This is a genomic window from Paenibacillus sp. Y951, assembly GCF_056786395.1.
In genome coordinates, this window is sequence record NZ_JBXCIY010000009.1 from 76061 (window position 1) to 89128 (window position 13068).

Sequence of the window (13068 nt, forward strand, 5' to 3'; positions counted from 1 at the left end):
CGAGGAGTTTATTATTGTTGGTATTAGAGGGAATCTTAGGTTGGGTAAGGGGTTTCAATACTATGAATTGAAAAGTCATTGAATGACTAACTAAATTGATATTATGGAAACGGCGCGCAAATTGACATTCAATTTGCGCGCCATTCTTCGTTATTACTGCATTATACTTTCTTGTGTGATATGGTTATAAGAAAGTATTTCGGGATTAGTTATAGTGTAGAAGGAGATGAAGATATGGCAATGAAATTATTTGTAATTGGTGCAACAGGTGGTGTTGGTAAGGAAGTAGTAAAACAGGCTTTAGATAGTGGTCATACGGTAACAGCATTTGTACGTGACCCATCAAAATTAGGAATGGAACATGCTCATTTACATATTGTACAAGGTGATGGATTAGATAAAAACAGCGTGATTACTGCAATGCAAGGTCATGATGCTGTGATCTGTACCGTTGGTGGGAAAAATCTTGGAACGAGTACGCTTATGTCTTCCATTACGCAGCATTTGATCGAAGGAATGAAGCAGAACCATATCGATCGAATAGTATACTGTGCATCTGCGGGTATTCACAACGAGCTTAAAGGTATAATGGGGAAAATGGTTACGTTCATGCTTCGTAAAGTGTTAGCAGATCATACAGAAGCATATGAATCATTGGTTGAAAGTAAGCTTCGCTGGACAATAGCACGACCGATGAGTTTAAAGAATGGTCCATTATTAGGTTCTTATAACGAAGTTCTTAATGGGGGAGCGCCAAAAGGATATAACATTGCCAGAGCTGATGTAGCCGCATTTATGTTAAAGGCAGTGCAGGATGATCAGTATGTGGAACAATCGGTGGGGTTGTCTTCTTAGAAAATTTAGAGTTAAGGGGATAGTAAATAAGTTTTATCCTTATATGCATAATACATAACAAATTAGGGGAATTTCTTAATAGTACCATTATGATTGAGGAGCTGTTAAGAATGAAAACATTAAATGTTGTGACGCTATTGCTATTGATTGTGGGTGGAATTAACTGGCTGTTGGTTGGTCTCTTTAACTATAACTTAGTTGAGGGTATCTTTGGTCATGGTTTCTCACGAGTAATCTACGTTATTGTAGGTCTTTGTGCGATTTACTCCATTAAATTCTTCAGAAACGTGAGTGAAGAAGAACACGCTAGATAATTACCCACTATCTATACCGATTAAAGCTCGATGTGTTGAATGTAGCTATAGTTTCTATAGCTAATCGTCTACATGAAGTAATATGTACGTAAAGGGAGTTGCACAATGTGTAACTTCTTTTTTTTATGATATGAAAAGTTTAGTTCATTAATTATTAATGTGTTGTCATAAATTTGTATGGAGACAGCGGTAAATATGATACACTCTAGTCGTAAAAATGTTGAGTAGTTGGAGGGAGTTCTATGGTGTCCCCATTGACTGAGAAAGAAGTACATCGTTTGTTAGAATTATTGGATGACAAGCAACGTTTGTTTCTCAATACGTATCTAACACAAAGCAAAAAAAGTAAATGGTTAGAACAGTTAGCAACGAAAAAGGGGATTGTATTAGACAGAGATATGTCCTCCGATGAGATATGGGACAAGTTAGATGATTGGGAACTAGCCGAAGTTCTTGATGGAGGATATGGAAATCGTCCTTACCAATGTGAGTGTGGCAAAACACTTCGATTTTGTTATGTCATTCATCATAGAAAAGAGAATAAAACCTATCGACTAGGAGAAACATGTCTTGAAAACTACACAATGCTTTCGGCAGATCTAATTAAGGATATTAAGAATGGTTTTCATACGATTGACCTGGAACGTGATGATATATTGAGTAAGTATGAACAATGGTGGAAATTGCCTGAAGAATATTTTGATCTTGATCTATCTAGGGAAATGATGGAGCAACTAGAGTTAGATTTACCACTTTCGCATATACAATTAAGTAAATTAGAAAAGCAATTTGAATATGAATTATCGATGACAAGACCAAAACAAACCGTGAAGAAATCGAATAAACGTTATAAAAGCAAACATTCTATAATCGTGAACACAGAGCCTGTCGTAGAGCATCTGGATATTACTTATGAAGAGCTAATGAGAAGGCATTCGGAGCAGTTACAGCTTATTAAAGAGAATGAAAATAGAATACAAAGTTCTGCTAAGAAAGAAAAATGGGAGCTTATTCAGCGGATGTTAGGAGCATGTGAGCGCAACAAAAGGTTTAGCTATACCAAATTTCTAACGGAATTATTTGATTTGTTGTATTACTTGAAGCTCTATTGAGTATTTGATTTGTTGTATTATTTGAAACTCAAATAAATATTATTCGCATGTATAGAAACATGTTATTGAATATCCACGTACTGAACCAGATGGAATATATGACCGTAGCCCAACTGGAGAAAATTCGTATGTTTTGGATGAGATCGAAGATGTGATCTATTTAGTACAGGGATATCGAATGATCAGTATTGATTTGAATAATGGTGTAGTGAATACGGTATTCCAACAAAACTATAGCAATATCGGAAATATTAGTCGCTACGAAAGTACGATAACTTTCATACTTCATAGTAATTATGAAGATAGATATCAAGCACTTCGCATGGTTGAAGAAACAGATTATAGCCAGTATACCGAATTAGTCCAATTAAATATGAATTCGTATGAAGCCAAGCGGTTTCTAGTTAGCGGATATATAGATGGCTTAGAGTTAGGCACTGAGCAGCCAGATCAACCTACTATTCATTTATATCGTTATAACGAATAAGCCGATTTTTGCTAGGGTAAATTATAATTTGGTCGAGTTGGAAGTAGCTTGAAAAAATATTTTTTTGAATTGCTGTTATTATTTGAAAAGTGTGTTATAATAAAAGTTGATTAAGAGCGACCTAATGGGTTCATCTCATGGCAAAGTAATCTTACTTAAGAACGCTAAGCTAGAAATGAATTACTTAATGATATTTTAGGTGGTTTCAAGAAAAGGATGGTATTAATTATGGAAACAGGAACAGTGAAATGGTTTAATGGCGAAAAAGGATTTGGCTTTATCGAGGTTGAAGGCGGAAGTGACGTATTCGTACATTTCAGCGCAATCGTTGGAGATGGCTACAAATCACTAGACGAAGGTCAACGCGTTGAGTTCAACATTACTCAAGGTAACCGTGGTCCTCAAGCTGAAAACGTTGTAAAACTTTAATACAAACGATGTTGTCCCGATTTTAATTAATCGGGGCAATTATTATTTTGTACCACTAATTTCAGAATAGAAGGTAGGATGCATATGTATAACTCTCGTAAGAAGCCGCTTGAAGATGTAGTAACTGAATTGACAGTGATTTGGGCTTGTTCAAATGAGAATTGTATGGGATGGATGCGGGATAACTTTGCTTTCTCAACAACTCCAGTGTGTCCACAATGTAAATCTGCAATGGTAAAAGGCGAAAAACTGTTACCAGTTGTTGAAAATACTAGCCCAAGCCAATCAAAAGAATAGATTAAATTGAACCATTTGGTTTAATGATATTATGTGAAAAGACACCTTGTTAGGTGTCTTTTGCTTTGTAGTCATAATTGCAGATGAATTTGTAGTTAAAATTGCAGTTTAATTGGATATATTAGTGAATTAATCGCAAGTTTATCTACTGACAAACAATGATTTGTCTAATAAAATTACTTTTTCTCGTAGTACAGCGATCAAGTATGGTGAAGCCAACATCAGTAAGCGAATCATCGATATTTCCTACCGTTACAATAACTGCTTTGTCAGCTATACGGCGGGCATGCTGTATAAGGGCTACTTGCGCTTCTGGTGTAGTATGAGAGAAGTGGTTATATGGCAAATCTACAATAGCAACATCATAATGATCGGTTACCTCAGCGATATCTCCACATTCCACGGAAGCTTCATAATTGAAATGAATCAAATTTTCACGAGTACCTTGTACGACAAAATGATTGATATCCCGACCAATCATATCAATATCCATCGATAATGCTTCAACGAGCACTGTACCAATACCACAGCAAGGATCAATTGCTTTCACTCCTATAGGATCAGGTACGGCAATATTAACGATAGCTCTGGCAACGCGAGTACTTAATGCAATCGAGTAGCTTTTCGGTTTTTTCATATGGTCGAGCCATATCGCTTTACTTTTAATATAGTTGCCGAAATACCATTGACCGCCTAAAGTTATGATGCCAAATGTTTGGTCTGGCTGACGCACATCAGCGTCTCCTTCGATGATCATTCCTAGTTTGCGCTCAATGCTGCGTTGGCCATCGTATTCGATTTTGTTGGGAGCGGATAAATCATTCATTTTCATAAAGATAACTTTGAAGGTTTGATCGTTGAGCTTGATTTGTCTAACTTGCTCATAAATGCTTTCAAGTGTATTACCTTCGTAAAGAACTTCAAGTCGTTCTCTCATAAATGGACTGCGGTCTGCATTGATGCAAATATCACTTATCAAAACGCCAGATTCTGATTGTTTTCCGAATAGGGAACGCATTTCAAGTTGACATAATTCTACTTCTTCTATTCTATATCCATACGTGTATATATATTGTGTACTCATAATGTAAGTCGTCGCATCCTTTTCCATGACATGCATAAGACCTTATTATACGCTATAACCGACATATATATAAGAGGTAGTTCAAAAAGCGGACTTTGATAACGAAGTGATGCTAACGTAGTGTATTCGGCGTCGAATATGAAACGAACTTGGAAAGTACGGTTCGCATGTACCAATAACGTACATTTGCGCTTCCGCCTTTCTCAAGTAGCGTCTCATCTTCTCGGTTCTGAAATCCCGATTTTTGAACTTTTCTTGGAAGAGGTAGTTCAAAACAGTGACTATAATAAAATCATTTTCAGAGTATAATAGATCAAGTAACATTGAATAACGAATTTATCCTATATAAATAGGTTAACTAATATAACGTAGAAGAGGTCAATAATGAGTGAGCATAAATTTACAGATTATCAATTAAGTGAAGAGATTGTAAGGGCGTTACATAGCTTAGGCTATGAAGCGGCAACAGAAGTGCAATCCAAAGTTATTCCAGTCGCATTGCAAAATCAAGATCTTGTCGTGAAGTCGCAGACAGGTAGCGGAAAAACAGCAGCATACGGTATCCCACTATGCGAGCTAGTCGATTGGAATGAGAATAAGCCACAAGCATTAATTCTTACTCCGACACGTGAGTTAGCGGTGCAGGTTAATGAAGATTTAACGAATATTGGACGCTTCAAACGTATTAAGTCTACGGCTTTGTACGGTAAGTCTCCGTTTCATGTGCAAAAAGCAGAGTTAAAACAACGTACCCATATGGTCGTTGGTACACCGGGTCGAGTGAATGACCATATTGAACGTGGTACACTGTCACTTGAGCGAATTGCCTATCTTGTAATCGATGAAGCAGATGAAATGTTGAATATGGGCTTTATTGAACAAGTGCAAGCGATTATTCAAGCTATTCCAAATGATCGAGTAACGATGCTGTTTTCCGCTACTTTCCCTGAGGATGTAGCTAAGCTTTCTCGTCAATATATGGACAACCCTACCGAAATTGAAATTAAAGCGAGCGGCATAACGACGTCAACGATTGAGCATTCACTTATTGAAGTGAAGCCAGCGGACAAGCTAGCATTATTGCAAAATGTACTCATTGTAGAAAGCCCGGATAGCTGCATTATTTTCTGTCGTACACAGGAACATGTCGACCAATTGTATCGAGAAATGGTTGAATGTGATTATCCGATTGATCGTATCCATGGTGGTATGGAGCAAGAAGAGCGTTTTGAAGTTATGAACGCTTTTCGTGCAGGGCAGTTCCGTTATTTAGTAGCGACGGATGTCGCTGCTAGAGGTATTGATATTACGAATATTACGCATGTAATCAACTACGATATTCCGCTTGAGAAAGAAAGCTATGTTCACCGCACAGGACGAACTGGTCGTGCAGGTAAACAGGGTAAAGCGATTACTTTTGTTGCACCAACCGATGGTAGACGATTGAAAGATATTGAAGACTATATTGGTTTTGCGATCGCTCGCGTAAAAGCACCATCGGAGGATGCTGTCGATCTACGTAGAGAAGCATTCAATGCTAAGATGAGTGCTGGTCCTGAGTTGAAAAAGGATAAGCGTGAGCAATTGAATAAGCAGATTATGAAGCTTAACTTCAATGGCGGCAAGAAGAAAAAGTTTAGAGCGGTTGACTTTGTAGGGACAATTGCGAAAATTGAAGGTGTAACTGCTGATGATATCGGAATAATTACCATTCTTGACAATGTAACTGATGTTGAGATATTGAATGGTAAGGGACAGCTTGTACTTGATGTGATGAGAGAAACTACCGTTAAAGGTAAGCAGTTGAAAGTGCGCAGAGCAAAGTAAATATACTGCTTTATAATAGAAGCATCGTTAGTGATGAACGTGAAACCGACGTTTATTGCTGAAGATGCTTTTTTATTTTTATAGTTATAGTCCATATTCGCCAAATGGTCATCCTGTTACTTTAATCGGAAAAAAGTGGGAAACTGAAACGATTTACTTGAAATGACGTATCACAATGATAAGTATCCAATTATTGAAAATAAATAACGATTAACCAATTTTTATGTGATAAAATAGTAAGGGATTACTGAATGAGTCCTGTCGACATGCAGTTAAGCAATAGTTCAAGTGAGGAGGTATGTGCATTGAGTAGCATGAGGGTAGTAAAGCTGTTTGGACTTGTTGTAGCCATTGTAGTACTTAATATTGTCATGCTGTCTCCTGGATTGGTAGGATTAACAATTTGGGGAAGCAATGCTATTGAAACAGCTTCAGGTATAACGATATTAATCATTAGTGCGTTAGTGCTATTATATGGAAGCTATACATTACTATTCAAATCTCCGGTAGTGTTAGCGGTCAGAGATATAAAGTCGCAAGAGGATTATAAGGAAGGTCTACTGCAATACAAAAATAACAAAGTACTGAAGCTGGAAATTGATTTGGCAATTGATCAATTAGAACGAATGGAGAAGAAGAAGCTCACGTTACACAATGTTCTTAACGATAGATTTGAAATAACGGAGCTCAGTTACAAAAAGTTTGCAGCAGTCATTATAGAAGTAGAAAAATTGTTCTTATCCAATATTAAAGGAATTATTAATAAGGTAAATGTATTTGATGCTTCGGCTCTATCCGAATTCGCCGATAAACATAGATCATCTTCATTTTCTAATAAGCTTATGCAACAAAAGTTTGAGCTGCATAATGAGTACGTCAATTATGTAAAAGGCTATGTTGGAGCTAATGAAGAGATTTTGCTAAAGCTAGATAAGTTGCTATTGGAAATTTCATTGTTAGGTAGCTCAGATTATAAAGATGTTGAGGAAATGCCTTGCATGAAAGAAATTGATGAATTGATTACACAAACTAAGTTTTATAAACAATAAGGGGGAGCTGGAATGGCGAATAAAGGAAAAGTATTTACTTTATTAATAGTTATTACGATCATTGTATTTGGACTTGTATATTTGGGAGTAACGCTGACATCTAATTTAGGTAAAACGAGCACAGAAGTTTCTGAGGAAGATGCAGACAAAAAGTTAGATAAACTATACAAAAATATTAAAGTAACAAGTGCAGAACAGATTAAAGGTCAAGTTGATCTTGATCCTGTGGCAATTGGAGATTCATTACCCGATATATCTAAGTTTCCAGTTTCCGTAGAAAATACAACGGATAGTTACATAGAAATATTTTCATCTACAGAGAAATCAGGTACTGGTATTGACGGCTGGTTGAATGACGTCGCAGATGAATTTAATAAATCAGGAATTCAAGTTGATGGGAAGAGAGTTTCGGTGAAAATCCGCAATATTGCTTCGGGTACTGCTGCAGACTTTATTCGATCAGGTAAATACGTTCCTGATGCATTTACGCCATCTAATGAGCTATGGGGAGAAATGGTGAGAGCGGAAGGAATACCAACAGAGCTTGTAACGAAGCGACTTGTAGGTAATGTCCCAGGGGTCGTCTCAACTAAAGCGAAATACGATGAGTTAGTAGATAAATATGGTGCGCTCAATGTGAAGACGATAACCGATGCGATATCAGATAATGAATTAGCGATGGGCTATACTGATCCGTTTGCAAGCTCTACAGGATTGAATTTTCTAGTAACGACTTTGCAGACGTTTGATAATGAAGACTTACTAAGCGATAAGGCAGTTCAAGGGTTTGAAAAATTCCAAGCGAATGTTCCGTTCATTGCTTCTACAACGATCCAAATGCGAGAAGCGGCGAAGACAGGTATGTTAGATGCATTTGTATTAGAGTATCAGACGTTTGTGAATACAGCAGATTTGAAAACAGGTTATGTATTTACTCCTTTTGGTGTAAGACATGATAGTCCGTTGTATGCACTAGGCGATCTACCGCAATACAAAAGAGATATTATTCAACAATTTTCCGATTTTGTCGCACAAGATAAGTATCAGAAGTTGGCTAATGATAAAGGCTTTAATGGACTAGAAGAATATCAATCAGAATTAGAACCGGTGGAAGGTACATTGCTAACTGCTGCTCAGAAGCTATGGAAAGAAAAGAAAAATGGTGACAAGCCAGTTGCGGCAATGTTCGTTGCAGATATATCTGGAAGTATGGTTGGTGATCCACTAAATGGATTGAAAGAATCGCTGATGAAAGGGCAAAAGTATTTGGGAAGGGATAACAGTATTGGTCTTGTATCCTATTCTAGTAATGTGACCATCAATCTTCCCATTGGTAAATACGATACGAATCAGCAGTCTATGTTTGTAGGTGCAGTTGAGAGTTTACAATCTGGTGGTGGTACAGCTACATTTGATGGCCTTGTTGTAGCGATGAAGTTACTACAAGATCAATTGAAGCTTGACCCGAATGTAAAGCCAATTATTTTCTTGCTCAGTGATGGGGAAACGACTGAAGGAAATTCATTGAAAGATATTAAAGGATTGATCGAGACGTACAAAATTCCAATCTACACGATTGGCTACAATGCTAATATTGACGCCTTAAAGAGCATATCTAGTATTAATGAAGCTGCCAGTATTAATGCTGATACGGATGATGTTGTATACAAAATAAGCAACTTATTAAACGTCCAAATGTAAGGAAACTCAAAAAATGGACTTTGATAACGATGAGTATGCTAACGTAGCGTAATCGACATCGAATATGAAGCGAACTTGGGAAGTACGGTTCGCGTGTACCAATAACGTACACTTGCGCTTCCGCCTTCCTCAAGTAGCGCTCCATCTTCTTGGTTCTGAAAGCCCATTTTTTGAGCCTTTATTGGAGGGGAAACTCAAAACATCCGACTGTGGGAATACCTTGGAGTATTTCAACACGATTGCTTGTGTACTAATAACGTACCCTCGCGTTGTGGGTTGGTTCTAGGGTGGAAGTTCAAAACATCTTAATTAATAGGAGGCTATGCGATGACGTTTTCTATGGAAGTTGTAACACCAGAGAAGTTGAAGGCTGTAATTGAAGAGGAAGTTAAGCCAGAACCAGCCGAGGTTACTCAGCTGAGGGAGTTAGCGATGAACAATGTTAACGCTATATTAGCGTTAGATATTGAATCCTTTGAGAAACGATCAGAAGTTCTGCAATCGATTGATAGCTTCGGTATGAGTACGATGAGATCTTCATCGGATAAAAATTCTTTATTGCAAGTTTCCGTAGGGAATTTATCTAAAACAGGTGATGAAGGCGGTCAAGTAGCGAAAGGGCTTACTGAGCTTCATTTACAATTGAAGGATCTTGACCCTAGTGTTATTGATTTTGCCAAAAGCGGTTTATTAGGTAAGCTGTTCAATCCATTGCGTGCTTATTTTACAAAGTATCAGAAGGCAGACTCGATGATCTCCGATATTGTTATTTCTTTAGACAAAGGGAAAACGGTGCTGCGTAATGATAATACGACGTTAGAGCTGGAACAGCAGACGCTTAGAGAATTAACGAAAAGGCTGCAAAAGGAAATTCAGCTCGGTATTTTGATGGATGCAGAGATTGAAACTCAGATTGAAGCAGCTAAGCAGCGCAACGAGGATGAGAATAAGGTTAGATTTATAACGGAGGAAGTGTTATTCCCTCTACGCCAACGTGTGATGGATTTGCAGCAAATGCAGGTTGTTAATCAACAGGGAATTATGGCTATTGAAGTCGTTATTCGCAACAATAAAGAATTAATTAGAGGGGTAGATCGGGCAAGAAATGTGACTGTATCTGCTCTAAAAATTGCAGTTACGGTAGCAAGTGCACTTTATAATCAGAAAATTGTATTGAAAAAGATTGAATTATTGAACGAAACTACGAATAATCTAATTAGCGGCACTTCTAGAATGCTGAAGGAGCAAGGTGCAGAAATTCATAAACAATCGCTAGAAGCTAGTATTTCCGTAGATACGTTAAAGCAGGCATTTACCGACGTTCTATCAGCGCTAGACTCGATTAGTACTTATAAGCAGGAAGCATTACCGAAGATGCGGGATACGATTAATCAATTTAGAGAATTAGCCGATAGTGGGGAACAACAAATTCAACGATTAGAGCAAGGGAATAAGCTAGGTTTGTAGTAAGTAGCGCCAAACGTATTGGCATTCGGAGATGGGACCATTGAATTTTCTCTCTGGTAGGGTAGCGATGATTATAGCAAGTGAAGGTCGAGTATGAGGAATGATGAAAAATCCTTACACTCGACCTTTTGGTTCATATTGTTTATGGAAATTAATAAGATTTCCTATCGAGCTATAATGCATACTGTCTCAGTAGCTCCTCTGTTGTTAGATTTTCTTCTAGCTGCTCAGCCTCTAATTGCTGATCTGCAAAGCAAGCCTTACATTTTTCTTCTGTATCGCAATTCACAGCATCAGGGCAGGTGTAGCAAGATTGTAATAGGTTTCTCGTTGTTTGGTCAGTCATTATAATCACTCCATATCTTTGTTTGATAAGCTAAGTATAGAACATACTTATATAAGTGTATGTGATAATTTTCACATACAAAATAAAAATTTATATATGCCCGAAAGGAGATTCTTTGTTTGAATAAACTGACCACATGGTGATAGCGAGTTTGCAGCTTTAATTGGCTGGGGGAGCATGGGATACGGAGCAAATAAGGTAACTTTTTGTTTTAATTCACTCAGGAGCGCCGTTTGAGGAGCAAATAAGGTAACTTTTTGCTTTAATTGACTCGGTAGCACCGTTTGAGGATTAAATAAGGTAACTTTTTGCTTTAATTTACTCGGTAGCACAGTTTGAGGATTGAATAAGGTAACTTTTTGCTCTATTTCGCTCAGGAGCACCATCTCAGTATCAAACAAAGGTACGTTTACCTTTATTCCACTCAGCAGCACGTGTACGGCACATTGTAGGTTATGGGTACACGAGCACCTACAATGTTTCTGCAAGAAACATACATCGAAAGCTTATGCTTTCGATGTAGAGCATATTCGCCGCCGACTAAGCTAGAAGCACAGGTGGATGGTTAGAGTTTCTTATCCCACTTTACTGTCGTTTCCAATAGTATGGATAGCAACACCCCAACAATAAAACCATTACTTAATAACGGCTGAACGAGCGATGGAAAGTTAGCAAATATCGTTGCATCTGTTGCTAGCAAACTTACTCCAACTAATATCGGTATCGCAATACGGTGAATAGAAATCGAGTTGAAGCTATGTCCTTGAAAACCTTTTAATGTTGTGCCTAATAGCTGCAAATATGCCACGAATAGCACGGCGTTTCCAACTGTAATCGGAATAGTTGCCAGCATCAGTCCTAATGATGGAATAATTCCAAGAATAGTTATAATGGCCCCGCCAATTAGAAATGGTTTCTTATCATAAATTTGCGTGCTTTCCAAGAAACCTACCGATGAAGCGAATGGAGCGTACGCTACTAAGCCGAACAGCGATGCGACTACGCTATAGACTCCTGTTAAGAATAGAGAATTACGATATTGCTTCGGCTGTGGTGAGCTATTATCTAACTTAGATGCAGCATTGATCGAAGCGAAGGTATTGCTCATATTGAGAATACAGCCAAGGAACGTAATGAATATAATACCATATTGCAAATTAGGCTTACCTAATGGGAAGAAGCGAAATGAAGACTGCGCCCCATCAGCTGCTGATATTAAGCTCTCTGCCGGGAAGATAAGTGCATACAATATCCAACCAACAATAATACCGATTAATAATGAGAAGTTTCCGATTATTGCATTTCCTTTAATTTTCAGAATAGCTACAAATATAGCAACGATAACGGAAAAAATGGTAATCGCCATGTTTAGCGTGCCATCATCATTAATTTTCAACATTCCTTTGAAGAAGATAAAGGCAAGCTGGAATGTGAGCAGCATGAGAAATACATTCATAACCATTGGGCTAAATATTTTTTGAATAATCGGAGTTGCCCCGCATACAGCAAGTAAAATAACGACAGCGCCTGCTAATAGCATTCCCGTAGCTACACCGCCACCAATATCTATTAGGCTAAGACCGAGTGTGGGTGCAGAAACACCTAGATTCAACATTAATGCCCACATCACACCAGAATGTCCTTCTAATAGCGGATATTTATGACCGATAAGTGCCTGTAATATACAAGCGATACCCGTAATGATTAGCGAGCTTCGTAGAATCGTTACAACTTCATATGTAGGTAGATCAAATGCTAACCCGATTGAAATCGGTACGACAACAATGTTTGCAAAAATAAAAAACATCCATTGTAGCGAAGCGAAAAATGTTACCTTTATTGAATTATCATTCCTAAATTTCATAATCACCCTATCCTTTATCATGCTGAATAACCTTGATCATTGTACTAAACTTTCCTTCATTTGTATAAGTTTAATAATGAAGCTAACAGATTTTTGTGACACAACAACTAGTATAGCACGACTGGGCAAAATAATTAGAAACATTACTTTATAGTAAGAGGAGGGCTTAAATGTTACCCTCAAAACTATGCTCCACAACAAATTTCCGTAATCCAAATGGATAAAGATACTGTATG

General features: G+C 37.7%; 15 protein-coding genes. 10 read left to right on the forward strand and 5 right to left on the reverse strand.

Features of this window, described 5'->3' with window-relative positions; all coding sequences use genetic code 11:
* Positions 1-234 precede the first annotated feature (234 nt).
* From AC1TPB_RS14355 to AC1TPB_RS14380, 6 genes are all read left to right on the forward strand, one after another.
* Positions 235-855: an NAD(P)-dependent oxidoreductase gene (locus AC1TPB_RS14355; RefSeq protein ID WP_482077133.1), complete on the forward strand. Its 621-nt coding sequence runs from the start codon at positions 235-237 to the stop codon at positions 853-855.
* A gap of 110 nt (positions 856-965) precedes the next feature.
* The gene (locus AC1TPB_RS14360) at positions 966-1169 is read left to right on the forward strand and encodes a DUF378 domain-containing protein (RefSeq protein ID WP_482077134.1); all 204 of its coding nucleotides are present in this window, start codon (positions 966-968) and stop codon (positions 1167-1169) included.
* 242 nt (positions 1170-1411) lie between these two features.
* Positions 1412-2281: a hypothetical protein gene (locus AC1TPB_RS14365; RefSeq protein WP_482077135.1), complete on the forward strand. Its 870-nt coding sequence runs from the start codon at positions 1412-1414 to the stop codon at positions 2279-2281.
* Between the two features lie 178 nt (positions 2282-2459).
* Entirely contained in the window at positions 2460-2768 is a 309-nt protein-coding gene (locus AC1TPB_RS14370; RefSeq protein WP_482077136.1) for a hypothetical protein, read from the forward strand.
* Positions 2769-2996: 228 nt separating this feature from the next.
* Positions 2997-3197, forward strand: a complete 201-nt coding sequence (locus AC1TPB_RS14375; RefSeq protein ID WP_258202810.1) for a cold-shock protein — start codon at positions 2997-2999, stop codon at positions 3195-3197.
* Between the two features lie 84 nt (positions 3198-3281).
* A complete protein-coding gene (locus tag AC1TPB_RS14380) occupies positions 3282-3494 on the forward strand; it encodes a cold-shock protein (protein WP_258202811.1) in 213 nt (70 codons plus the stop codon).
* Between the two features lie 145 nt (positions 3495-3639).
* Here the strand turns inward: AC1TPB_RS14380 and AC1TPB_RS14385 are convergent, their stop codons facing one another.
* Positions 3640-4578, reverse strand: a complete 939-nt coding sequence (locus AC1TPB_RS14385; RefSeq protein ID WP_482077137.1) for a TRM11 family SAM-dependent methyltransferase — start codon at positions 4576-4578, stop codon at positions 3640-3642.
* Between the two features lie 384 nt (positions 4579-4962).
* Here AC1TPB_RS14385 and AC1TPB_RS14390 point away from each other — a divergent pair, with 384 nt between their 5' ends.
* The 3 genes from AC1TPB_RS14390 (at position 4963) to AC1TPB_RS14400 (ending at position 9155) form a co-directional block, all read left to right on the forward strand.
* Positions 4963-6405 carry a DEAD/DEAH box helicase gene (locus AC1TPB_RS14390; RefSeq protein WP_482077138.1) on the forward strand — a complete coding sequence of 481 codons (1443 nt, stop codon included), beginning with the start codon at positions 4963-4965 and terminating at the stop codon, positions 6403-6405.
* A 314-nt stretch (positions 6406-6719) separates the two neighbouring features.
* Positions 6720-7454 carry a hypothetical protein gene (locus AC1TPB_RS14395; RefSeq protein ID WP_482077245.1) on the forward strand — a complete coding sequence of 245 codons (735 nt, stop codon included), beginning with the start codon at positions 6720-6722 and terminating at the stop codon, positions 7452-7454.
* Positions 7455-7466: 12 nt separating this feature from the next.
* Positions 7467-9155 (forward strand): vWA domain-containing protein, encoded by a 1689-nt coding sequence (locus AC1TPB_RS14400; RefSeq protein ID WP_482077139.1) that lies wholly within the window; start codon positions 7467-7469, stop codon positions 9153-9155.
* A gap of 38 nt (positions 9156-9193) precedes the next feature.
* Here the strand turns inward: AC1TPB_RS14400 and AC1TPB_RS14405 are convergent, their stop codons facing one another.
* Positions 9194-9322 carry a hypothetical protein gene (locus AC1TPB_RS14405; protein WP_482077140.1) on the reverse strand — a complete coding sequence of 43 codons (129 nt, stop codon included), beginning with the start codon at positions 9320-9322 and terminating at the stop codon, positions 9194-9196.
* Between the two features lie 160 nt (positions 9323-9482).
* On the opposite strand from AC1TPB_RS14405, the gene AC1TPB_RS14410 reads away from it, so the two are divergent.
* Entirely contained in the window at positions 9483-10622 is a 1140-nt protein-coding gene (locus tag AC1TPB_RS14410; protein ID WP_482077141.1) for a toxic anion resistance protein, read from the forward strand.
* Between the two features lie 172 nt (positions 10623-10794).
* On the opposite strand, the gene AC1TPB_RS14415 is transcribed toward AC1TPB_RS14410, so the two are convergent.
* From AC1TPB_RS14415 to AC1TPB_RS14425, 3 genes are all read right to left on the reverse strand, one after another.
* On the reverse strand, positions 10795-10968 hold the full coding sequence (locus tag AC1TPB_RS14415) for a hypothetical protein (RefSeq protein WP_482077142.1): 174 nt from the start codon (positions 10966-10968) through the stop codon (positions 10795-10797).
* Between the two features lie 71 nt (positions 10969-11039).
* On the reverse strand, positions 11040-11369 hold the full coding sequence (locus AC1TPB_RS14420; protein WP_482077143.1) for a hypothetical protein: 330 nt from the start codon (positions 11367-11369) through the stop codon (positions 11040-11042).
* Positions 11370-11533: 164 nt separating this feature from the next.
* A complete protein-coding gene (locus AC1TPB_RS14425; RefSeq protein WP_482077144.1) occupies positions 11534-12832 on the reverse strand; it encodes a uracil/xanthine transporter in 1299 nt (432 codons plus the stop codon).
* Between the last annotated feature and the right edge of the window lie 236 nt (positions 12833-13068).